We start from the raw sequence: 24,049 nt of genomic DNA on the forward strand, positions 1-24,049 counted from the left end.
GCCAGCAACTGCACCGGAATCGCATGCACCACCGGCGACAGCACGCCGACGTGGCGCGGGGTGCGGATCACGTGCACCTGCTCGGATTCGCCGAAGTGGCTGTCCAGGTCGGCGAACACGAACATCTCGCCGCCGCGCGCGCGCACTTCCTGGATGTTCGACTTCACCTTCTCCAGCAGCTTGTCGTTCGGCGCGATCACCACCACCGGCATCGCCGCGTCCACCAGCGCCAGCGGGCCGTGCTTGAGCTCGCCCGCCGGGTACGCCTCGGCGTGGATGTAGGAGATTTCCTTGAGCTTGAGCGCGCCTTCCAACGCGATCGGGTAATGCACGCCGCGGCCCAGGAACAGCGCGTGGTGCTTGGGCGCGAAACGCTCGGCCCAGCCGGCCACCTGCGGCTCCAGGTTCAGCGCGTGCTGCACGCTGCCCGGCAGGTGGCGCAGCGCGTCGAGGTATTCGGCCTCCTGTGCGTCGCTGAGCGCGCCGCGCAGCTTGGCCAACGTCGCGGTCAGGGTGAACAGCGCCACCAGCTGGGTGGTGAAGGCCTTGGTCGAGGCCACGCCGATCTCGGCGCCGGCGCGGGTGTAGTACACCAGCTGGCTCGCGCGCGGGATCGCGCTCTCGGGCACGTTGCAGATCGACAGGGTCTTGTCGTGGCCCAGCGATTTGGCGTACTTCAGCGCTTCCATCGTGTCCAGCGTTTCGCCGGATTGCGAAATCGTCACGATCAGCTGCTTCGGGTTCGCCACCGCGGCGCGATAACGGTATTCGCTGGCGATCTCGACCTTGCACGGCAGCCCGGCGATGGCCTCGATCCAGTAACGCGCGGTCAGGCCGGCGTAATAGCTGGTGCCGCAGGCCAGGATCTGCACGCCCTCGACGCCGGCGAAGACTTCTTCGGCCTTCGCGCCGAACAGCGACGCGCTGAAGCCGTTGTTGTCCATCACCGCCTCGATGGTGTCGGCGATCGCGCGCGGCTGCTCGTGGATCTCCTTCTGCATGAAGTGCCGGTACGGGCCCAGCTCCAGCGAGGCCAGCGACACGTCCGACAAATGCACGTCGCGCTCGATCGGCGCGCCGTCCGCATCGAACACCCGCACCGCGGCGCGGGTGACCTCGGCGGTGTCGCCCTCTTCCAGGAAGATCACCCGGCGCGTGGCCTGCACGATCGCCGACACGTCGCTGGCGACGAAGTTCTCGCCCTCGCCCAGGCCGACCAGCAGCGGGCAGCCCATGCGCGCGGCGATCAGGCGGCCCGGCTCGTTGAGGCTCACCACCGCGATCGCATACGCGCCGACCAGCTCGCGCACCGCCGACTGCACCGCCGCGAGCAGGTCGTGGCCCTGCTTCAGATAAGAATGGATCAGGTGGGCGATCACTTCGGTGTCGGTCTGCGATTCGAACGCATACCCGGCCGCGCGCAGGCGCTCGCGCTGCTCGTCGTGGTTTTCGATGATGCCGTTGTGCACCACCGCCAGTTCGCCGAAGCTGATGTGCGGGTGCGCGTTGGCTTCGGTGACTCCGCCGTGCGTGGCCCAGCGGGTGTGGCCGATGCCGACCTGCGCGCTGAACGCCTCGGACTGCGCCGCCGCCTCCATCTCCGCCACGCGCCCGGTCCGGCGCACCCGGCGCAGCTGCGCGCCGTCGAACACGGCAATGCCGGCCGAGTCGTAACCGCGGTATTCCAACCGCTTCAAGCCGTCGATCAGGACCGGCACCACATCGCGATCGGCGATCGCGCCTACGATTCCGCACATGCTGAAAAACTCCGGGGGAAGAGTGTGCGCTAGTCTATCCGCGCGCGCTGCCGCCCGTCGCGAACTGCGTCGCCACGCTGCTTCGTCCGTCGCAAATCCTCAGCTGCGGTTCAAGCGCGGTCGCCGCGGCCTGCCCGGGCGGCTCCGCGAGCAACCGACGCCCGAGTTGAATCGGCGCCGCGGACCGGGCCAGGACGAAAGCCGCCCGGCGCCGGATCGCGCGCACGCCGCTGCCGCGCGCGCGATCCCACATTGCGCTACCGCACCCAGCGCTACGGCGCGATCGGCGCCCCGGTGAACACCGCCCAACCGGCCGGATAATTACGATAGAACGAACCCGGCGAGCCGGCCGGATACGTCGACACGCTGGTGGTGGTGTAGTTCTCGCCGGTGCCGTCGTTCAACGACATCCACATATCGCGCAACGCGCTGGTCCACAGCATGCTGGCGGTGGCGCCGCCGTAGCGGTCCACCGCGACCGGGCTGTGCAGCAGCTCCAGCAAGGGTCCGCTGACCGACTGGGTGCCGATGCGCGCGCCGCCGTCCATGGTCCACACCGTCGCCGCCGACAGCAGCAGCGCGCCGTCGTCGTTGAACGCCAGGTCGGCCTTGTTGTCGTTGTTGAAGTCGCCGCTGCCGACCAGGCGCCAGCCCTGCGGATACTGCAAGCCGGTCTGGACCACGGCGAACGTGGCGCCGCCGGTATTGCGCCAGTACTGCAGGCGGCGATCGGCGTCGGCCCACATCAGGTCGACCCGTCCGTCGCCGTCGAAATCGCGCGCGGCCACCAGGCGGTAGCCCGGGGTGATGTCGAAGAATTGGGTCGAAGCGGTGCCGGTGCCGTTCATCATCCACACGCGCAACTGGCTCTCGCCGGGCTTGGTGAACAGCAGGTCGGCCTTGCCGTCGCCGTTGAGGTCGGCCGCGCCGATCGCATCCCAGGAGGTGTACGACCTGGGCGTATTCGCGAACGTGCCATCGGGCTGCGCGATCCAGATCTGCAACTGGCGCGCGTCGCTGTTCCAGACCAGATCGGTGCGATGGTCGCCATTGAAATCGCCGGCCGCCACCAGACGGAATCCGGCCCCCATCGTCTGCCGCCCGCCGCGCGCGGCGTAGCTGCCGCGGTACAGCACATAGGCCATTTCCCCGTCCTTCTGCATCACCAGGTCGGCGAAGCCGTCGCCGTCGAGATCGATGATCGGATCCAGCGGCTGGTTGAACGCCGACGCCACGCGCAAGGTGGTGCGCAGCGCGCGCGCCTGGTTGGCGCTGCCGGCGTCGCCGCAGGGCTGACCCTTGCACAGGTAGATGTCGGGGTTGGAGTAGTAAGGCGCGGGCGACTGGCCGGAGGAACCGTACGCCATCAAGGTCTAGAAGCCGCCGCCGGGAAGATCGCGTTTCCAGCCGAAGGTGTAGGGAAACGGCCCGGGCTTGTCGCTGTTGGCCGCATCGTGGACCAGCCCCCAGTTATGGCCGAGTTCGTGGCTGAAGGTGGTGTCCTTGCAGTAGGTGGAGCTGTTGTCGTCGCTACCGTCGCTGATCGCGGCGTTCGCGCCGGCGCCGGACGCCGTGGTGTACGGACCGAGATTGCTGCCGTTGACCGTCGCCAGGCCGCAGTTGCCGTGTTCCGGCGACAGGAACGGGCGCACGATGGCGAGCATGTCGGCGCCGGACGCCCGCCGCGCGTCGCGCAGCGCCTGCAACGGCCCCGCGCCGCTGGTGTCGCCGAGCGCATCCAGGGCATCGCCGTTGGTCGCGGTCTCCGGATAAGCCACTTGCTTCGTTCCGACCAGGCGCAACGTCGCATCGACCTGGCTGTCGATGAAGGCCTGGTTGGTGACCGAAACCAGATAATTGATTCGCGTCAGCGCCGCCGACTGCGACCCGTAGCGCGCTACGAGTCCCGGGGTATACCCGACGAACACGTCCACCACCGGCCCGGCGACCTTGGCCAGGGCGACCTGGGTCCGCACCGCGTCCCTGGCGCTCGCCAACATCGGCTTGGCTTCGACGAAATCGGGCGTCGCCGCGATGCCCTTGGCGGCGTTGATGCGATCGGCATCGCGCGCGGGATCGGGTGCGATCAAATAGGTCGCGCCCTTGCGCGTCTCCAGCTTGAGCGGCGCGCCGTCGTCGCTGACCAGCGCGCCGAACGACGCGTCCTTACCGCTGGCGACCATCACGGTGCGTTCGCTGCCGTCCCCGATCCGGACCTTGCCGACCCACAGCAAGGTGCCGTCGGGCAGGAACTGGTGGCGCGAGGTGCGCGCGAACAATCGCTGCCCGGACGGCGTGGCGATCCACATCCCGCGCTCGAGGATGGCCTGTTCCAAAGCGACCGGATTGAGCGTCACCCGCTGCTCGCGAACGGCGGCCGCCGCGGCTTTCTGCAGCGGCGGCGATTGGAACAGCGACGGCGGCGCGGCGAAGGCCGGCGCGGCGATCGCCATGGAAAGGGCCCACAACGACACTCTGGACATGACGGCATCTCCCAGTGAAGGAACACCAATCCCCTGTTCGGTCGGGCGCGCGCGGGCCGGCGTCAGGGCCTGCGCGGATCGTTATCTTGGGTTTGCGCGCACGCAGACGCCTGGAAGTCTTCGCTCGCGGCCGCAACGAGCCAGGATTCGCCGGCCCGGCGCATCTGCACGCGCTCGCATTCCTGCTCGAACCAGAATCCGACCCAGTACACGACGCTGCGGCTGGGCTTGAAGCGCAGGCACTGCGGATGCGCGCGTTCGATCCAGGCGTAGAAATCGCCGAAACGGCCCGGATCCAGCGGTTTTCCGGCCTCGAACACGGCCACGGCCCACTGCCGGCACAGCTCGCGCACTTGCGCCTCGCAGGCCGCACGCAAGGTTCTCATGCGCGCGCTCCGGCGCGGCGCGCGCGCAAGCGCCCGCGACGGCCCCGCCATCGCCGCGCGCTCAGCATCGCTGCGTCGCCAGGCATTCGAGCACGTCCAGCGCGCGCCCCTGCGCGCACAGTTCCGCCGGCGTGCGGTAATCGCACGGCGCGATCGGGCAGTTCTTGAACCAGAACACCAATTGCCGCTCGTCCTCGAAGCGGTCGTAGGCGGCGCCGAGCACGCGCACCAGATTCCGCAGCGAGCCCTGCACGTCGGCCGAGGTCGGCGCCAGCCGGAAGCGCTCCGGCCGAAGCCGGCAGATCTCGGCCAGCTCGCGCCGCTTGACCCCGAGCACGGACACGACGCGCTCCGGCGAGATATGCGGCGAGTTTTCGTACTGCAGCGTTGCGAAGAAGCCGGGGAAGCCGCGCTGGCTCATGCTCGAATCCTCCTTGCGTGATCTCTGCCTCATTTGGCACCTACAGGACACACTCGATACATGCATAAATCGTCCTGAACTCAGCCATCAGGACAGACTGCAGCCACATCCCGACGTTCAGGCAGATAGGCACACCCGGCATGCAACGCCTGGACATCACGGATGGCCCACCGTACAGGTCAGCGTGATCGTCACGCTGGAGTCGACCGGAAAGGTCGGTATGGTCAGCCCGGTTCCCAGCAACGTGGCGACCGCCAAGGTCTGCGGCGGCGCCCCTCCGCCAGGGCAGGCCGCGCCTCCCGTGACCTGGGTGCATTGCGCCTGGTTGCAGGTAAGCGCGGCGTCCGGCGAGTCGCGGACGATGGCACCATCGGCAGCCGAGGGACCGGCGTTGCTGGCGACGATCGTGTAGACCGTGGTGCCGCCTACAGCTACCCCGTCGCTGGGCAGGTCCACCGGGCCGCTAGCCGGCGTATTGGTCTTGGAGACCCGGACATCCATGAGATGTCGCGCATTGGTGAACGTGCAAACGATGTCCTCGTCTTGGTCGCCGATAAGTAGACCGTCCGCCGGATTCGTATCCGCAGCGCCGGAGCACGCAAGCGATGTACCGTACATGCCAGCTGTAGCGCCGCCGCCCAAGGTCTCCGCCAGTTGGATCGTGCTGCCGACGACAACAGCCTGAGCAGTCGATGTATCCGTTTCCGAGGGCGTCTGCGCCGTCGAGACGAAGTCCGCGAGTCCCGTGGCGGTGAGCGTGGCGGTATGGCCGACGGTGGCCCCATTCCAGGTCTTGGCTCGGGTCAGCGTCGGCCCGATCCGCACCGGATAGTCTTCGACCTCGCCACTGCTCGCGGGGCCGAAGGCGGTGGCCACGTCCGCCGCGTCCCTGGCCAGACGCAGGCGCAGTATCGAGGGTCCCGGCACCGCGCCGGCAGGAACGGTAAAGTTCAACGCTACCGATGTCGCCCGCTGTGGGACGGTGACTTGGACGCGCTCCCCCGAATCGGCGAAATCGCCGTCGCGATTGAAGTCGATAAAGCCCGCCAGTATCGCGGCGGTTCCGGTCGTATTGCTCACCCCGACGTTGACGCTGTAGGCACTTCCCGCCGTCGGAACGATCTGCGCCAGGGCGCCCGCGATACCGTTGTCCACGTCGCCATTGGCCAGTGCGTTCGGCTGCCCATCGTTCTCCACGGTGGCGCTGCTGCCGAGGAACAAGCCACCGACCAACACGTGCCGCGGGCCATTGTCCGCCAACAGCGTTTGATAGTTGCCACGGCCGGTGCCGCTGCCGGTATCGGGCGCATCGCCGAAGTCGCGCGGACATCCGTTGGGATCGACCTGCGTGACCGCGATATCGTCGATCGCGAAATCGTTGCCCGAGGATGCTGTCGACAGGTTGACGGTTTCGACAAAGAACGTGCCGCCCGCGCCGGAATTGAACTGTACGGCGGCTTCGCGCCAAGGCGAATCCAAGTCCGGCGGCGTTCCCGTCCTGGCGGGTAGCACGCCCGTCGACGCCGTCGTTACGATCGTGCCCGACGAATCGAGTATCCGCACGCCGACAGCGGGATTGCCGCGCAGTTCGTTGACGGCGTTGACCCCCCACACGCTCAGTCGATAACGCTCATTGGCCGCCAGCGTGACCTGCTGCCTGAAGAACACGCCCGACGCACCCGAGCCGTTGACCGCCAGATAGGCGTCGTTCGCATCGGTCGCTCCGCCTGCATTGTGGCCGAACAGAGTCTGCCAATGGACATTGGTCGGGTGGATATCGTCCGATCCGTTGCGGCTAACCACCACGTATCTGGACTCCGGAATGAGCGAGTTGACACCGCCACCTCCGTATGTGTAGCCCCCGGCCGCGGGCAGTTGCAGATTGCGCCGAGTATTGGTGGAGATAGTCCCGAAGGTGCCGCCGAACTCGCCCGTGATCAGGTTGCCGCAGGCCTGCGCGAATGCCGCTTGCGGCAGTACGCAGCTCAACGTCAGCAAAGCGGCCCCGGCAACTTTGCCGAGACAGGAGGGCATGGCGACGGCTGCGGGCCGTACGGATTTCCAACCCAAGGACTGGAACGCTTTCATCATCTCTTCTCCTCGGCTCGACATGCCACGACGGTTTCCCGCCACTTCCTCAGTATTTTCCGACCACATTGAGAAACACCCCGCGGTGGTCGTAATCGAAATCGGTCAGGTCGTCGCTGAACTGGGTGAAGTTGTAGCCCAGGCCGATGCGGAAGTTCTCGCCGAGGTCGCGGTCGATGCCGAGCAGCACGCCGCGTTTGTCGCCTCCGTCCTTGACGCCGAGCCAGCGATATTCGGCCAGCGCGTGCCAGACGCCGGCGAACTCGTAGCGCACCTGCCCGGCGGCGAAGGTCGCGGCGGAGTCCGCCCATTGGCCCTGCAAGCGGCCGTAACGCACCTCGCCTTCGCGGCGCATCAGCTTGAGCGCGTATTCCCAGCGGCGGTCGGGCTTGTACACGCCTTCGAACGACAGCACCTGGCTGCGCTGGTCGTAGAACGCGGCGTTGGGGCCGTCCTGTTCCAGCGCCGACACGTCGTACAGGTAGGTGTATTTGCCCAGCAGCGCCCACACGGTGCTGTCGAACGGCCGCCAGGCGAAGCCGAGGTTGGCTTCGACGAACTTGGCGCCGGCGGCGGATTGCAGCTGGTCTTCGGTCTTCGAATAGTTGATGCGCGCGGCGATGCGCAAGCTCTCGTTGAACTTGTGCAGCAGGCGATTGGTGCTGACCCACTGCTCGCGCCGCTCGGCGCCTGAATCGCGGCGCCATTCCAGTTTGCTCTGCCACTGGGTATCGGCATTGGTGCGGCCGCCGCTGAGGCTGATCGCGTCGCGGTCCACCTGCCCCACGTCCTTGTCGAGCTGCGCCGATTGCAGGGTGAAGCCGAGGTTCCAGTTGTCGCCCGGATAGAAATCCATGCCGAAGGTGTGGGCGAGGCCGGAGGCGTCGGGCTCCTTGAGGAACTGGCTTTCGTTGAACAGGTTGACCTGGTTCGACAGGCGCCAGCGCTGGCCCAGGGTCCAGCCCGGCGTCTGCCGGCGGTTGAACAGCGGGTCGTACTCGCTGCGGTCGGTGGAATGGGTGTAGGCGGCGTAGAAGCTGTGGTCGGGCGTGAGCCGGTACTCGGCATCGACGCGGGCCGCGTCGCCGCGGTCGCCGCTGGTGACTTCGGCGCCGACGCTGGACAGGTCGCCGAACAGGTACTTGCCGCCGAGGGTCAGCGCGTCGTTGTCGCGGTACTTGCCGTGGTCGTCGTCGAGGGTCTTCTGCGCGGTGCCGGACCACTCCCAGCTCGTGCCGACCCGGCGCAGGTAACGCAGCGCGGCCAGCGTGCCGACCGCATCGGCCGACGGCCCGGCGGCGCGCTCTTCCTCGACCCGGCGCAACTCGGCGCCGAGCGTGTTGTCCTCGTCGATGCGCCATTCGCCGGTGAGCTGCGCCTGAGTGAACGACTCTTGCCCGCGCTCGGCCTTGCTGAAGCGCGAGTACAGCTGGAAGCGCTGGCCGATCATGCCGGTCAGCTCGGCGCCGCGCTCTTCGATGTCCTGGCCCTGGTCGAATCGGCTGATCGAATAGCCGGCATCGACCTTGCGCCACCACGCGCCGGCCGCCCAGTCGTCGCGGGTCCAGCCCAGTTCCTTGAAGTTGGCCCGCGCCTCGACCGCGCGCGCGCTGCCCGCGCGCGCGCCGAGCGCGGCGTTGCGCTGGACGAAGCTCAGGCCGCCGTTGCCGGAGAAGAACACCGGCGCGCTGGTGGCCTGGGTGCGGCTGTGTTCGAGCTTGAGGTAGGTGCCGCGCCCAGCCTGCAGGGTCACGTCCGCGCCCTTGAGGGTGTAGTCCTCGCCGGAACGGTTCTCGTCGACATAGGTCGCGCCGACCGCGACGTGCTCGCCGAACCAGTGCTTGCCGCGCACGCCGAGGGTGACGTCGTCGGGGTCGAAACCGCGCGGGACGTATTCGTAATCGACCAGCAGCACCTGGCTGAGGCCGTCGAGCGGCGTATCGAGGGTCAGCCGCGGCAGGTTGGCGCGGTCGGCGCGCATCAGCAGCGGCCGCGACAGTTCCACGCGGCCCTGCATCTCGTTGATGGTGTAGTCGGCGCCGCGATGCAGTTCGATCCGGTTCTCGACCCGGCCGGTGGTGTCGTCGCGCACTTCGATGACCAGCCGTTCCGAGCCCGGCAGCACGTCGGTGTGCTTGAGGTAGTACAGGCTGCCGCCGGTGCCGAGGAATTCGCTGTGGCCCGGCGCGGTCTGCGCTTCCGACCCGAATGCGCGCAGCGTGGTGCCCGCCTCGCCGAGATTCGTGGTGCGCTGCGAGCGCCATTCGAACGCGCCGCCGTAAAGAGCGCGCGAGTATTGGCCGTACTCGGTGCCGGTGATGCCGGTATCGAAGTTGCCCCACAGCGCCTGGTTCTTGTCCCAGTCCACGCGCAGGTACAGCCGGCCCATCGTGTCGACGTCGCGGTAGACGGTGGAGTCATCGCCGTAGACCGGGTAGTACAGGTTCGGATCGAGGCGGCGGAACACGTCCTGCGGGTCGGCGTCCCAGAAGCCGTTGAACAGTTCGCTGACCTCGCGCTCCTGGGTGTCGGCCTGGGCGGTGACGAGGTACTTGCCCTTGAATTTTCCTTTCAGATAGAACGCCAGCCGGCCGTCGACCAACAGGCTGTCGTCCAGCCGTTCGGCATCCGCGCCCAGCGCCTCGACCGAGCCCGAGGCGCGGTTCTTCGACACGGTCACGTCGGCCAGCGCGATCGCGAACAGGTACTTGCCGCTGACGTCGACATCGAGCTCGCGCTGGAGCGGGCCGTCCTTGCCGTCGACGGCGATGTCGAAGCGATGGCGGCCGACCGGCACCAGGTATTCGGCAGCGAGCTTGCCTTCCAGATCGACCGGCTGCGACTGGCCGTTGATGGTCACGCTGGCGTTTTCGGGCAGGCCGCGGCCCTGGATGCGGATGCGCGAGCCGTAGATGCGGATGTTCTGCTGGCGCAGGCCGTTTTCGCCGAAGGCCTGGTCGATCAGGCTGCGCTGCTGCGCCTGTTCGGCGCTGAAGGCGTCGCCGTAGCGCTGCTCGACCGCGCGGCGCAGTTGCTGCGCGCCGCGTTCGGCTTCCTCCGGACGCACCAGTTGCAGCTTGCGCGGAAAGGTTTCGTCGAACGCGCCGTCCTCGCCGTAGGCGCGCACAAGGTAGACCAGCTCGTCGCCGGCGCGCGCCTCGAAGTTCTGCGGCAGCTCGCCGTTCCACTCGGCACTGGCGGTGGCGCCGGCCGGCAGCGGCACCTTGGCCAGCGGCTCGACCAGGTCGCCGTCGCTGGCGCGGTAGATCAGCACCTCGGCGCGGCGGATGAAGGCCGCATAGTTGTTCTGCAGGTAGAACGGCACCGGCTTGACGACCTTGCGCCCGTCGAAGGACACCAGGCTCGGCGCGGACACGTTGAGTTCGGGCTGGCCGAGGTTGGGATCTTCGGTGGCCCAGATCACGCCTGCGCCAGGCAAACGCGCGCTCCACTTACCGGTGGCAACGGCGTGGCCGGGCTTGCCCGGGGCGTCGTCGCGGGCGATTTCGACGCGGCGGTCGGGCTGCAGCGTTTCGGCCGAGGCATGGGCATCGGTGCCCTGCGTCGCCGGCACGCGCTCGCCGCGCGTGTATACGCGCATGACCAGGCCCTGTTGGTCGCGGCAGCCTTCGCGGCCGCAATCGACCGCGACCGGCGCCGGCACGGCGTCACCCGGGAGCGGTGCGGCCGCCGGCGCTGCCGACGCCGCGTCGGCCGATACAGCCGCCGATGCGCCCGCAGCTGCGGCCCAGGCCGCGGCGCGCGCTATCGCGCCGCCGGCGAAGGGCGATGCGGCAGACGTTTGCGCGCCCGCTTGCGCCGAAAGGCTCGCGATGACGCACAGCAGGGAGTAATCCAGCAGTTTCATCTTCAGGCTCATCACGGCGTCCTCTCCTGACTGCGCGCTGTCGGCGCTGGGGTGGCGCGTTCGACACGGTTGTTCGATCCGCTTCTTGCCGCCTCGGCGGCCGCTGGTGTGCTGCTGTGGCTGCTGTCGCCGGCCGTCGCCGGCAGCCGGGCGCCGAAGTCGAAGCGCACCGGCAGGCCCGGGGTGATCCGGCGCAGCAGCGGATTGGGTGTGGTCAGCACCGTGCCCGGCGGCAGCGTGGCCGGATCGACCTTGAGGATGAAGTTGCGGCCGCGTTCCCACGCCCCGCCCTGGATGCCTTCGAGGTGGTAGCGGCCGAACGGATCGGTTTCGATCAACAGGCCTTCGACCGAGGCGATGCGCACGCCGGGAATGCCTGCCTCGCCCGCGTCCTGCCAGCCGTTGCCGTTGCGGTCGTCGAATACCGTGCCGAGGATCAGCGACTCGTCGAGCAGCGGATCGGCGAGCAGCCGCACTTCGGCCTGGGCGAGGTTGGACACGACGACGCCGTTGTCCTGGGCGATGGCGCGGTTGACGTGGATGCCCGGCCGCACGCCGGCGCCGACCCGCAGCAGGTAAACCATAGTGGCGCGCTCGCCGCGGGCGATGTCGATGCGGTCGATGCGGATCGGGTGGTTGCCGGTCAGGCGGCCGTCGCCGTCCCGATCGGCGACGGTGAGCGAACCGGGCACGTAGCTGAAGCCCGGCGGCGGCGTATCGATCACGGTCGCATCGACCGCGTCGGCGTCGCCGCTGTTGTCGATGCTCAGGGTGTAGCGCACCAGGTCGCCGATGCGCGCCTCGCGCGGTTGCGCGGTCTTGACGATGTTCAGCCGCGCGCGGCCGACGATGCTTCCGCGCACCGAAGCCGGTTGCGAGCGCAGGCCGGTGGCGTCGGCGACGGTGTACTGCACCGGGGTGAGGTCGCCGACGAAACCGGGCAGCGGCGCGAAGGTCAGCGTGCCGTTCGGATTCGCCGTCCAGGTGCCCTCGCCCGGCACCGTCAGGGTCTTGCCGTCGCCACCGATCAACAACAGCGAGGCAGGATCGATGTCGTCGTCCGGGTCGGTATCGTTGTCGAGGACGGCCAACGTCAGCGGCTCGCCGGCCGGGCCGGTCGCGCCGTCGCCGTCCGGGTTGGCGGTCGGCGCGGTCGCGCCCACCAGGATCGTCGCGATCGCGGTGGCGCAGTTGCCGGGGTTGAGCGTCTCGCAGATCCGGTAGGTGAAGCTGTCGGCGCCGGGCGCGTTGCGCGTCGGCACGTAGGTCGCGCTGCCGTCGGCGTTCAAGCTCACGCTGCCGTTGGCCGGCTCGGTCGCGATGGCCAGCGTCACTTCGCCCGCGACGATCGGCGCACCGTTGAGGGTATCGTTGCCGAGCAGCGCCAGAACCACCGGAGTCCTGAGCCTGGTCTCGGCCCGGTCGTCCGCGGCGACCAGGGTCGCGGCGTCCACGGTCACCGTGGCCGTGCCGCTGTCGCAGTTGCTCGGCAGCGCCGCCTCGCACAGCGTGTACGGATACGCGTACTGCCCCGAGGCCGTGCCCGGCGCGACGGCGATGCTGCCGTCGGCGTTCATCGTCAATCCCGGATGCGGGCTGGCGCCGGGGGTGAGCACCACATTGCCGCCCGCGCCGACGGTCGCCGGCTGGCCGTTGAAGGTGTCGTTGAGCAAGGCCGAGGGCGTGACGCCGCCGCTCGAGCCGGGAACGGGCGCGAAGGCGTCGTCCTGGGCCAGCACCGGGAACGGGATGGCGATGGCTTCCGATAACGCCCCGTCGTTGCGGTCGTTCACTTCGGGCATGTCGATCTGGCTGAAAATGATCTGATGCCAGAACGTTCCCGGCGCGATCACAACGCCGGTGACCCGAATGACGTAGCGCCCGCCCACATTCAGGCTCCCCAGTCTGCAGTTCGTGGAGCCGCAAGCCCCGCTCCATCGGATATCGCGCAGATTCCGCGCATTGCTGGTGGAATACAGAGCACTGACCGGATACGGACCGAGGTTGCTGACCGCGGCCTCGAACTCCACCGTCTGTCCCGGGTAATAAGGCCCCGGCGTCAACAGGCGGTGCTCGGACTGGATGTCCGTGGCCTGCTGCGCCGAGCCGAACGCGGTAGAGCCCGCGCCCGGGGCTCCGCTTCCGGTCTGGCCGACGGAATGGCTGACCTGGAACCCACCGGCCTGCAGTATTCGGCCGGTCAGCACCTGCCGGAACGTGGAGTGCGCGGCCAGGTTGAATTGCCCGCATGAGCCGTCCGGCGAACAGTTCGGCTGCGAACTGGGCTCGCTGAAGGCGAGATTGCGCAGGCCCACCTGCTGTATCTCCGCCGAGGTGGCATCGTTGTCGCCGTCGTTGCGGGCGACGACTTCGATCTGTACCGACTGCCCCGCCAGCCACGGCCCCGGGCTCAGCACGCGCGAGGTCATTCCAAAGCGGATATCCAGCGCCGAGGTGGTGGTCACCGCGGCTCGATTGTTCGTGATGTCGGGGTCGAACACTTGGCCGGACGGCACGTTCGCCGCGACGGCGAAGGCCGTCGTGCCGGTGGAATTGACGGTCGCCATAACCGTGATCGTGCTCCCCGGCACGACCGAACAAGGCAGTGCGGTGCAGCCGCCGCCGCTGACGGTGCCGACGGTCAGGTTGGTGTCGTTCGCGAGTGCGACTTCCATCGTCGCGCGCGCATCCGGGCCGTTGTTGGCCGTGGTGACGGTAAACGTCAAGGCCTGGCCCGGATGCACCGGCCCGCCGGGCGACATGCTCACTCCGACGGCCAGGTCGGAGGTGTCGAAGGGCGCCCCCGACACGACCACCGTCGCATCGGCGCCGTCGCAATTGGCCGGAATCTGCGGGACGTCGCGCCGGCATATCGCGTACGACACGACATAGGTGCCTGCGGGCGCTCCACGCAGGGCATAGATGCGTCCGTCGGTCTGCATGATGACCAGTCCGCCCGCGGCGTTGCCGGGATACAGCTGGATCTCGGACACCGCGATCGCTCGCCCGTCCAAGGTGTCGTTGTTGTTCACCGCCGACGGCGTCGGCCCGGTGCTCGCGTTGATCGGCGTCGCGCTGAAGTCGTCGTCGTTGGCGACGACTTGCGCCTGCGCCTGGAACGCCAGCGCCTGCAACGCCAACCCGAACGCCAGCGCGACCAGCCACAGGCGCACGGACCGTCCCGCGAGGACGCCGCCGTTCCTCGCCGGGCCGATCCGGTATCGCCTTGCGCGTCTCGTCGCCGCTTCAGGAGTCATGCCGATCTTCCTCTGCTTCCGCTGGGGAGTGCGTCCGTGCTCGGTCTGAGTTCATGGTTGAATCGATGCGGGCGCGCGGCGGTGCCGTCGCGCGTCCGCGGCTTCGCTGTCCGGCGCTACCGCAGGGACGTCGCGCCGCGCGTCACGGCGCGCCCTCCTTGCCTGCGCCCGCGATCGGCGCCTGCGGATCGCGCTCCACCCGCACCGTCAACCGGGCCCGCGCCGCCGGGCTCAGCCGCGCGGCGATGGCTTCCTGCACGGCCTTGGCGCGCGCCAGGCCGAGGCGGTCGTTAGCCTCGGTGTCGCCGCGCGCGTCGGCGTAACCGACCACGCTGACCGCGCCGCCGCCGCGCTGCTCCAGGTCGGCGGCGATGGCCGCGAGCAGGTCGCGGTATTGCGGGCGGATCCGCGCCTGTCCGGTGTCGAACAGCAGCGTGCCCAGGCGCGCGGATTCGCCGACGGTGGCCACGGTCGCGGGCGCGCCGTCCACATCGGCGCGCAGCGCGACCTTGGCCTGCGCGGCTTGCTCGGGCGGCAGCCTGGACAGCAAGGCGTCGCGCACCGCGGCGGCGCGCCGGTAGGCCAGCGCCTGGGTTTCGCCGTTGGCCGCGATGGCGGCTTCGCTGCCGGGATGACGCTGGATCTGCTGGGCGATGGCGTCGATCACCGGCGAATACTTGTCGCCGATGCGCGCGCTGCCGGGTTCGAAGATCACCTCGTCGAGGCGCATCTCGACCTCCTGCGGCGCCGGTTCCGCCGCGCCCGGCGGCAGCTTCGCGCCGAAGTCGAAGCGCACCGGCAGGCCTGGAGTGATCCGGCGCAGCAGCGGATTGGCGGTGGTCAGCACCGTGCCCGGCGGCAAGGTCGCCGGATCGACCTTGAGGATGAAATTGCGCCCGCGTTCCCACGGTCCGCCGGGGATGCCTTCGAGGTGATAGCGCCCGAACGGATCGGTTTCGATCAGCAGGCCCTCGACCGAAGCGATGCGCACGCCGGGGATGCCGCGTTCGTCGACGCCGTCGTTGTAGATCGCGTACTCGACCCGCACCCCGCCTTCGACCGGAACGACGCGGCGCTCGACCCGCGGCGCGGCGGCGTCCAGGCCCTTGGCGGCGCGGCCGCTGCGCTGCACGGTGCTGCGGCCGTCGGCGTCCATGCGCAGTTCGACGCCGTCGCCGCCGCGCAAGGCGAAGTCGCCGGTGAAGCGCGGTTCGCGCAAGGTCTGGGCGATCGTCGTCACCGGCGCCGGATCGGCGTCGGACGCGCGGCCGGCGAGCGTGCCGAGGTCGATGCCGTGCAGCAGCGGCGCGCTCGCATCGCTGAGCGGCTTGGGCCCGTCGCCGCGATCGAGGGTGGTCGAACCCGGCACGTAGGCCTCGGCCGCGAAGCCGCCCTGCACGCGCACATGCTCGAGCGAGGCGCGGTCCTGCCAGCCGTCGCCGTCGCGATCGTCGAACACGCTGCCGAGGATCAGCGATTCGTCCAGCAGCGGATCGGCGACCAGGCGCACTTCGGCCTGCGCGGTATTGGACACGGTGGCGCCGTTGTCCTGGGCGATGGCGCGGTTGATGTGCGTGCCGGGCCGCACGCCGGCACCGACCCGCAGCAGGTAGGCGATGGTGGCGCGTTCGCCGCGGGCGATGTCGACTTGATCGACGCGGATCGGGTAATTGCCGGTCTGGCGCCCGGCGCCGTCGCGGTCGGCCACGCTGAGCGAACCGGACACGTAGCTGAAGCCCGGCGGCGGCGTGTCGATCACGGTCGCATCGACCGCGTCGGCGTCGCCGACGTTTTCGATGCTGAGCGTGTAGCGGACCAGATCGCCGATGCGCACGTCGCGCGGTTGCGCGGTCTTGACGATGCGCAGGCGCACATTGCCGAGGATGTTGGCGCGCACCGTGGCCGGCTGCGAGCGCAGGCCGGTGGTGTCGGCGACGGTGTACTGCACCGGCGTGGCTTCGCCGACGAAGCCCGGCGCGGGCGCGAAGGTCAGCGTGCCGTTCGGGTTCACCGTCCACACGCCCTCGCCCGGGACCGTCAGGGTCTTGCCGTCGCCGCTGACGCCGGGGCCGACCAGCAGGACCGAGGCCGGATCGATGTTGCCGTCGGGATCGGTGTCGTTGCCGAGCACCGCGATCACCAGCGGCTCGCCGGCGTGGCCGGTGGCGACGTCCTCGTTGTCGGGATTGGCGACCGGCGGGCTGCCGGTCACGCGGATCGTCGCGGTCGCGGTGTCGCACACCGGGGTCGGCGTCGAATGGTCGCAGACCTGGTAGACGAAACTGTCGTCGCCCAGATAGCCCGGCGTCGGCGTGTAGGTCACCGTGCCGTCGGGATTCACCACCACCGTGCCGTGCGCCGGCGGCGTCGGCAAGGTCACCGAGGCCGGATCCAGCGGCGCGCCGGTGGTGGTGTCGTTGCCGAGCACCGGGATCGTCCGCGGCGTGTTGGCCGGCGTGTCGACGGTGTCGTCGGTGGCCGTGACCTGGTTGGGCTGCACGGTCACCGTCACCGTGGCGGTGGCGCAATTGGCCGGATTGAGCTTTTCGCAGACCTGGTAGGTGTAGGTGTCGGTGCCGGAGAAGTTCGGATTCGGCGTGTAGGCGATGGTGCCGTCCGGATTGACCGTCACCGTGCCGTGGGCAGGCGGCGTCGGCACGGTCGCCACGACCTTGCTCGGGTCGATCGGCTGGCCGTTGAGCGTGTCGTTGCTCAGCACCGGCGTGACGGCCGGCGTGTTCTGCGGCGTCGTCGCGGTATCGGGCGTCGCCACCAACGGCGCGGCGGTGACCACGACGGTGGCCTGACTGGTGGCGCAGTTGTTCGGGTTGAGCGCCTCGCACACCGTGTACGGATAGGTGTAGGTGCCGGCCGGCGTGCCCACCGCGACGGCGATGGTGCCGTCGGGGTTCATCGTCAGGCCCGGGTTCGGGCTGGTGCCCGGCCGCAGCGTGGCGTTGCCGCCGCTGCCGACCGCGACCGGCTGGCCGTTGATCGTGTCGTTGCCGATCACCGACGGCGTATTGCCGCCGCTGCCGCCGTTGATCGGCGTGCCGGTGTAATCGTCGGGGTTGGCGACGATCGGCGCGGCACTGACTACGACGGTCGCGGTCGTGGTGCGGCAGTTGCCCGGGTTGAGCCGCTCGCAGATCGTGTACGGATAGGTGTAGGTGCCGGCCGGCGTGCCCGGGGCCACGGCGATGGTCCCGTTCGGATTCATCGTCAGGCCCGGATTCGGGCTCGCGCCCGGCGTCAGCGTGGCGTTGCCGCCGCTGCCGACGGCGACGGGCTGGCCGTTGATCGTGTCGTTGCCGAGCACCGAGGGCGTGCTGCCGCCGCCGGCGCCGTTGATCGGCGTGCCGCTGTAGTCGTCGGGATTGGCGACGAGGTCGGACGGATTCACCGTCACCGTGGCGTTGCTGGTGGCGCAGTTGGTCGGGTTGGCGACTTCGCAGATCGTGTACGGATAGGTGTAGGTGCCTGCCGGCGTGCCGGGCGCGACGGCGATGGTGCCGTCGGGGTTCATCGTCAGGCCCGGGTTCGGGCGGGTGCCGGGCGTCAGCGTCGCGTTGCCGCCGGCGCCGACGGTCACCGGCTGGCCGCCGAGCGTGTCGTTGGCCACGACGCTGACGGTGGTGCCGCCGCTGCCGCCGTTGACCGCCGGCGGCGTATCGGGATTGGCGTTGATCGGGCGCGCGCCGGCGGTGGCCGGCGCATCGTCGCTGTTGTTGCCGGGCACCGGATCGGTGGTGCCGGCCGGCGCGGCCGCGGTGGCGCTGTTGTTGAACGCGCCGCCGGTGGCGCCGACCGTCGCGGTCACCGTGACCGTGGCGCTGCCGTTGACCGGAATGCTGCCCAAGGTGCACGGGAACGCGGTGCAGCCCGCGCCGCTGACCGCGGTGATGGCGATGTTGCTCGGCGTGTCGCTCAGCACGAAGCCGGTCGCGACCGAGGGGCCGTGGTTGGTCGCCACGATCTGGTAGGTCACGCTCTGCCCCGCGACGATCACGCCGGCGGTGGTCAGGGTCTTCTGCACCGCGACGTCGGCGGCCGGCGCGGCGGTGCCGCTGGCGGTGCCGGTGTTGTTGCCCGGGGTGGGATCGGTCTGCCCCGCCGGCAGGGTCGCGGTGGCGGCGTTGGAGAACGCGCCGTCGGTGCCGATCGTGGCGGCGACGGTGATCGTCGCCGACGCGCCCGCGGCGAGACTGGCGATCGTGCACGGCAGCGCGCTGCAGGCGCCGCCGACCGTGCCGAGGGTAAGGTTGGTCGGCGTGTCGGCGACGGCGATGTTGCTCGCCGGCGATGGGCCGTTGTTGGTGACCACGATATTGAACGACACCGACTGGCCGGCCCGGTACGGCCCGGCGGTGGTCAGCGTCTTGGTCGTGGCGATGTCCGCGGAGATCGACGGCGTGACGGTTACGGAACCGAAGTCGTCGCCGCTACCGTCGCCCGGAGTGGAATCGGGATCGTGCTGGTCGACGCTGGTGACTTCGGCGTTGTTGACGTGGGAGCCGGCCGCGTTGACGGTGGCGACGATGCTGTGGCTGGCGCTGGCGCCGGCCGCGATCGTGCCGGCCTGCCACACGCCGGTGCCGGCGTTGTAGTTGCCCGCGCCGGTGGAGGACACGAAGGTGAAGCCGGCCGGCAACTGATCGGTGACGACCACGTTGCTGGCATCGGACGGGCCGGCGTTGGCGACCGTCAGGGTGAAGGTGACGTTGCTGCCGATCGCCGCGTTGGGATTGTCGACCGTCTTGCTCAACGACAGGTCGGCCGCGCCGGCGACCTGGGTCGGATCGCTGGCGCTGCAACGCGCCGCCGCCGTGGCGGGCGCGGCCGGACAGGTCGGATCGTTGCCGCCGCTGACGCGCGCGGTGTTGGTCGTGGTGCCGACGGCGGCGTTGCCGACCGACACCGTCAAGGTCACCGCGCTGCTGGCGCCGACGGCGATCGGCGTGGTGCTGGTGCAGGTCACGACCTGGCCGCTGGCGCTGCAGGTCCAGCCGATGCCGGTGCCGGAGACGAATGCGAGCCCGGCAGGCAGGGTGTCGGTGATCGTGATCGTGCCGGAGGTCGGCGCGCCGTCGGCGGCGGTGCTGGTGTTGCTGACCGTCAGCGTGTACGTGCCGTTGCTGCCGACGGTGAAGTTGCCGGTGTGGCTCTTGGCCATCGTCAACTGCGGCGACAGCACCGTGTCGGTGTCGGACGCGCTGTTGTTGGCGGGCGTCGGATCGACGCCGTTGGCGGGCGCGGACACCGTGGCGGTGTTGGTCACGGTCTGCGCGACGGCTGGCTGGCTCGCCAGCGCCATGACGCATAGCAGCGCCTGCAGCATGCATCCGAACCACCTACAAGGCTTGCCGAGAGCGTTCGAATTCATGGTGTGATCCCTCTTTTTTCCACGCACAGACACGCCGCGCAGCGGTCGCGCAGCCCAGCCATCGTTGTCTTCGGTGCACACGCCCGCGGGTCCGCGCGCCGGTCGGGCGCATCGTGTCGGGAACCCGTTTTGCCGCAACGCCCGGGCCTCGGCCGGACGGCGGAACTGCAAGAACTTCGTCACTCCACCGGCACGCTCGATGCTGCCGAACGCGACCGCCCCTGTGACTCAAGTGTTTGACGCAACTGAACCGAGGTCGGTTGCAGGAAAAATATCTGCAGGAATTCGCCTGTCAAGCATGCAAATACTCACCAACGGCATGTTTGTGCGACATCCAGCAAGGATGCAGGGATTTTTTATGTGCCTAAAAAACGCCTGAAAAAACGCAGTCGAAAACGATTATCAAATCCCGCAAGCGCCGACGACGCCCTCGACGTTTCGCGGCATCGGCCGGCCGTTCAAAGGCTTAGCGCGAAGCGATTACACACTAAATACTCATTCAATGAGCATGATTGGCGCCTACATCGGCGACGCGCCGAAAGCACGCCGCCCGCGACCTCGCGGCGTTTCTTATACGTATTTTTTATAAGCAAAAAGCTACACAACCCGTGATGCCGATCGGCTCAAATTTGCACACTGAAGCACCCAGCGCGATCACGCTTCCGCGCTACTGCGAGGACAGAAGACATTCTTTACGCTCATGTTTTGCATAGTTTTTGCGCGCGAACCCCAGCGCCTGCCCGGAGGCAGCGCTGGCCGGACGCAAAACGTCGATGCGGCGATGTCGGCGGCGAACTTTATCCGCGCAAGAGTCGTCGGCGCGAAGCGTTCGGCCGAGCGCGCCGACCGGTCCGATCAGGCTTATGCGCCGTGCTCATCAGCGCCGATCTTCCAACCCGTTCTCGTATCCGCCGGCGGCCGCGCCGGACCATGGCGTCGGCGGGTGGGCCGCGCCGTCCTCCGTCGGCTCCGTCCAGCGAGGCCCGCCGCGGGGGCATGGCGCCGCGCGTGCGTGCCCCCGCTCTTTCATGCGTGTTGCGAGCGTGCGATGCGGTTGTTGCCGGCCCGGCATGGGCCAACGCGGGCCAGACGCAGCCGATGCGCAGCTACAGCGCCTCGCGATGCACCACGATCAACTGCACCGCCTCGCCGCCGCGGTAATCGTCCGGCTCCAGCCGATAAGCGATGCGCACCCACGGCGAAGGCTTGTTGCCGTCCCAGCCGCCGAATTCGATGGCGTTGAGCCGGCGCCCTTCGCAGCCCAGCTCCAGCTTGAGGTGGCGCTCGCCGAGCACCCGCCACGACAGCACTTCGAACTCGCCGTCGAACTGCGGCTCGGCGAAGCCCTGCCCCCACGGCCCGCCGTCGCGCAGCGATTCGGCGTGGCGGCGGTCGAACTCGGCCGGCGCCAGCGCACCGTCGCTGAGCACGTCGGCCTGCAGCAGCTCCGGCGTCAGCGCCGCGCGCGCGACCGCGTCGAAGGCGGCGCGGAACGGCTCGAACGCGTCGCGGTGCAGCGACAGGCCCGCGGCCATGGCGTGGCCGCCGAAGCGCTCGATCAACTCGGGATGGCGCGAAGCCACGTCGGCCAGCGCGTCGCGGATATGGAAGCCGGGAATCGAACGCGCCGAGCCGCGCAGCTGGGCGCTGCCGGGCTCGGCCGGCGCGAACGCGATCACCGGGCGGTGCAGGCGTTCCTTCATCTTCGATGCGACCAGGCCGACCACGCCGGGATGCCAGTCCGGGTCGAACAGGCACGGCGCGAGCGGCGCGGCCGCCGGATCGAACGCCACGCGCGCGAACGCGCGCTCGGCCTCGTCGGTCATCTGCTGCTGCACCGCGCGCCGCTCGGCGTTGATGTCGTTGAGCGTGGCGGCGATTTCGCGCGCCTGCGCCGGGTTTTCGGTCAGCAGGCATTCGATGCCCAGCGCCATGTCTTCCAGGCGTCCGGCGGCGTTGAGCCGCGGCGCCAGCGCATAGCCGATGTCGGCCGCGGTGAGGCGGCGATGGTCGCGCTGCGAGACTTCGATCAGCGCGCGCAGGCCGGCGCCGCCCTGCCCTGCACGCAACCGGCGCAGGCCGGCGGCGACCAATGCGCGGTTGTTGGCGTCGAGCGGAACCAGGTCGGCGACGGTGCCGACCGCGACCAGATCGAGCAGTTGGCTCAGGTCCGGGCCGCTGTGGCCGGCGCCGAACGCGCCGGCTTCGCGCAGGCGCCGGCGCAGCGCCAGCAGCACGTAGAACATCACCCCGACGCCGGCCAGCATCTTGCTCGGGAACGCATCGCCGGGCTGGTTCGGATCGACGATGGCGTCGGCCGGCGGCAAGGTTTCGCCGGGCAGGTGGTGATCGGTCACCAGCACCTGCCAGCCGCGCGCGCGCGCGGCCTCGATGCCGGCGTGGCAGGCGATGCCGTGGTCGACGGTGACGAGCAGATCCGGTTGCAGCTGCGCCAGTTCTTCCACCAGCGCCGGCGACAAACCGTATCCGTGCACGATGCGGTTGGGCACCGCGTGCGAGACCCGCTTCGCGCCGAGCAGGCGCAGGCCGCGCACGCCGACCGCGCAGGCGGTGGCGCCGTCGCAATCGAAATCGCCGACCACCAGGATATGGCGGTCGGCGGCGATCGCCGCGGCCAGCAGTTCGGTGGCGCGGTCCAGGCCGAGCATGCCGTCGGGCGGCAGCAACTGGGCGAGCCGGGGCTGGGCCTGTTCGATGCAGGTCGCGCCGCGCGCGGCGTAGATGCGCTGCAGCAGCGGCGGAATCGAGTCGGGCCACTGCCCTTCGATTGCCGGCTCGCGCCGGCGCAGGCGTGCGGCCGGCTTCAACGCCGCCGCTCCGAACGCGCGAGGGGCACGGCGGCGTTCAATCCAGCAGCGAGCGCAGCGGCTTGCGCCAGAACCGCCAGCGCTGCGAACGCGCCAGTTCGAAGCGTTCGCCGTCGGCGCACAGCACCGCCACGCGCGCGAGCGCGCCGCGGTCGAGCGCCTGGGCCAGCGGTTGCAGCCAGTCGCGCTGGATCAGCGCGAGGTCGCGCTGCGCGCGCAGGTCGAACAGCGCCGCGCCTTCGAACGCAGGCGCGCTCCAGCCCGGCGGCAAGGCGTCCGCGGCGATGCCGGCCTGGGCGCCGAACGCGGTCAGCGCTTCGTCGTCGCTGTAGACGCCGGCGTAGTCGCTGCGCACGTGGTCCGGCAGCGCGCCGGCGCCCCAGAACCACAGCGAATTGATCGGCGCCAGGCCGGCGGCGGCGCGCGCGGCGTTGTGCGGATGGTTGTGCAGCACCACCTGCGCCTCGCTCAGCAGCGCGCGCCAGCGGCGGCCTTCGGCGCCGTCGCCTTCGGGCAGGTGCTGGAACATGTCCTCGCCCAGCGCCTGCTCGGGCGAAACGAAGCGCGGCAGCCGGGTTTCGCGCGGCAGCGCCACGTACCAGCGGTCCGGCGCCGGCGCGTCGATCGGAAACCCGGCGTCGCCGAACAGCGGCTTGAGCGCCGGCAGCAGCGCGGCGCTGTCGCGTTCGCTCAACGACAACGCGCGGCCGTAAGCGAGCAGGCGCGCGCCGTTGATGTCCGGCCGCACGTACACCGGATCGGCGCGCAGCCAGGCGCCGTGCGCGGCGTCGCCGGCATCGCGCTGGCGGGTCGCCGCGGCCACCGGCCAGCCGCGCGGCAGGATGTCGAACGCGCGCGCGGCGAAATCGGCCGCCTCCACCGAGCGGTCGGCGCGGCCCAGGCGCCGGGCGAGTTCCTCGCCCAGGCGCTGGCCGCCGAAGCGGTCGCGCGCGGGCAGCAGCAGGTCGACGCGGTTCATGGCGGCCGGATCGGTGCGGATGGGCGCGGCTCAGCCGTTGTAGCTGACGCCGACGATCTCGTACTCGCGGGTGCCGCCCGGCGCTTCGATGACGACGGTGTCGCCCTCGTTCTTGCCGATCAGCGCGCGCGCCACCGGCGAGGAGATCGCGATCAGGCCCTGCTTGATGTCCGCTTCCAGGTCGCCGACGATCTGGTAGCTCTTTTCCTCGTCGGTCTCGGTGTCGGCCAGCTCGACGGTGGCGCCGAACACGACCTTGGAGCCGGCGTTCAAGGTGCTGGTGTCGATGATCTGCGCATGCGACAGCTCGGCTTCGAGCTGCTTGATGCGGCCTTCGATGAAGCCCTGCTGCTCGCGCGCGGCGTGGTACTCCGCGTTTTCCTTGAGATCGCCGTGGGCGCGCGCTTCGGCGATCGCGTTGATCACGGCCGGGCGCTTGACCGACTTGAGTTCGTCCAGTTCGGCGCGCAGGCGCAGCGCGCCCTTGGCGGTAATGGGTGCTCTCATTCCTTGGTTCCTCTGCAAAGTACGGCGCCGGGCGGTGTGCGGGCCCGGCGCGGATGTTTCAAAGATGTGTCCGGGGGCATTGTGCCGGGGAA

The 24,049-nt window shown here is 69.5% G+C and carries 12 protein-coding genes; all 12 read right to left on the reverse strand.

What is annotated here, in order from left to right; translation table 11 throughout:
- Positions 1–1,757: glutamine--fructose-6-phosphate transaminase (isomerizing) (gene glmS, locus A7A76_RS09010; protein ID WP_206410884.1), on the reverse strand; the 1,757-nt coding region annotated here is incomplete at its 3' end.
- A 272-nt stretch (positions 1,758–2,029) separates the two neighbouring features.
- A complete protein-coding gene (locus tag A7A76_RS09015; RefSeq protein ID WP_206410890.1) occupies positions 2,030–3,124 on the reverse strand; it encodes an FG-GAP repeat domain-containing protein in 1,095 nt (364 codons plus the stop codon).
- 6 nt (positions 3,125–3,130) lie between these two features.
- Complete coding sequence (locus A7A76_RS09020) at positions 3,131–4,240, reverse strand: reprolysin-like metallopeptidase (RefSeq protein ID WP_206410891.1); 1,110 nt, start codon at positions 4,238–4,240, stop codon at positions 3,131–3,133.
- Positions 4,241–4,302: 62 nt separating this feature from the next.
- Positions 4,303–4,626, reverse strand: a complete 324-nt coding sequence (locus A7A76_RS09025) for a hypothetical protein (protein ID WP_206410892.1) — start codon at positions 4,624–4,626, stop codon at positions 4,303–4,305.
- A 61-nt stretch (positions 4,627–4,687) separates the two neighbouring features.
- Positions 4,688–5,047, reverse strand: coding sequence for a DNA-binding protein (locus A7A76_RS09030; RefSeq protein WP_206410893.1), 360 nt, complete (start codon positions 5,045–5,047; stop codon positions 4,688–4,690).
- Positions 5,048–5,203: 156 nt separating this feature from the next.
- Entirely contained in the window at positions 5,204–7,135 is a 1,932-nt protein-coding gene (locus A7A76_RS09035; protein ID WP_206410894.1) for a GEVED domain-containing protein, read from the reverse strand.
- A 49-nt stretch (positions 7,136–7,184) separates the two neighbouring features.
- Positions 7,185–10,736 (reverse strand): hypothetical protein, encoded by a 3,552-nt coding sequence (locus A7A76_RS09040; RefSeq protein ID WP_206410895.1) that lies wholly within the window; start codon positions 10,734–10,736, stop codon positions 7,185–7,187.
- Positions 10,737–11,014: 278 nt separating this feature from the next.
- Positions 11,015–14,176, reverse strand: a complete 3,162-nt coding sequence (locus A7A76_RS09045) for an Ig-like domain-containing protein (protein WP_206410896.1) — start codon at positions 14,174–14,176, stop codon at positions 11,015–11,017.
- A 226-nt stretch (positions 14,177–14,402) separates the two neighbouring features.
- Positions 14,403–19,643 (reverse strand): Ig-like domain-containing protein, encoded by a 5,241-nt coding sequence (locus A7A76_RS09050; protein WP_206410897.1) that lies wholly within the window; start codon positions 19,641–19,643, stop codon positions 14,403–14,405.
- 1,106 nt (positions 19,644–20,749) lie between these two features.
- On the reverse strand, positions 20,750–22,471 hold the full coding sequence (recJ, locus tag A7A76_RS09055) for a single-stranded-DNA-specific exonuclease RecJ (protein ID WP_206410898.1): 1,722 nt from the start codon (positions 22,469–22,471) through the stop codon (positions 20,750–20,752).
- A gap of 37 nt (positions 22,472–22,508) precedes the next feature.
- Positions 22,509–23,450 carry a phosphoglycerate mutase gene (locus tag A7A76_RS09060; protein WP_206410899.1) on the reverse strand — a complete coding sequence of 314 codons (942 nt, stop codon included), beginning with the start codon at positions 23,448–23,450 and terminating at the stop codon, positions 22,509–22,511.
- 30 nt (positions 23,451–23,480) lie between these two features.
- Complete coding sequence (gene greA, locus A7A76_RS09065) at positions 23,481–23,957, reverse strand: transcription elongation factor GreA (RefSeq protein WP_074866704.1); 477 nt, start codon at positions 23,955–23,957, stop codon at positions 23,481–23,483.
- Positions 23,958–24,049 lie beyond the last annotated feature (92 nt).

It is taken from the genome of Lysobacter enzymogenes (assembly GCF_017168095.1).
Taxonomy (GTDB): Bacteria; Pseudomonadota; Gammaproteobacteria; order Xanthomonadales; family Xanthomonadaceae; genus Lysobacter; species Lysobacter enzymogenes_D.

Coding starts and splice junctions, on each gene's coding strand:
- A7A76_RS09030 (WP_206410893.1), bottom strand. CDS start 5,047: ATGAGCCAGCGCGGCTTCCCCGGCTTCTTCGCAACGCTGCAGTACGAA.
- A7A76_RS09040 (WP_206410895.1), bottom strand. CDS start 10,736: ATGCGCGTATACACGCGCGGCGAGCGCGTGCCGGCGACGCAGGGCACC.
- A7A76_RS09035 (WP_206410894.1), bottom strand. CDS start 7,135: ATGAAAGCGTTCCAGTCCTTGGGTTGGAAATCCGTACGGCCCGCAGCC.
- A7A76_RS09025 (WP_206410892.1), bottom strand. CDS start 4,626: ATGAGAACCTTGCGTGCGGCCTGCGAGGCGCAAGTGCGCGAGCTGTGC.
- A7A76_RS09060 (WP_206410899.1), bottom strand. CDS start 23,450: ATGAACCGCGTCGACCTGCTGCTGCCCGCGCGCGACCGCTTCGGCGGC.
- A7A76_RS09020 (WP_206410891.1), bottom strand. CDS start 4,240: ATGTCCAGAGTGTCGTTGTGGGCCCTTTCCATGGCGATCGCCGCGCCG.
- A7A76_RS09015 (WP_206410890.1), bottom strand. CDS start 3,124: ATGGCGTACGGTTCCTCCGGCCAGTCGCCCGCGCCTTACTACTCCAAC.
- A7A76_RS09050 (WP_206410897.1), bottom strand. CDS start 19,643: ATGAATTCGAACGCTCTCGGCAAGCCTTGTAGGTGGTTCGGATGCATG.
- greA (WP_074866704.1), bottom strand. CDS start 23,957: ATGAGAGCACCCATTACCGCCAAGGGCGCGCTGCGCCTGCGCGCCGAA.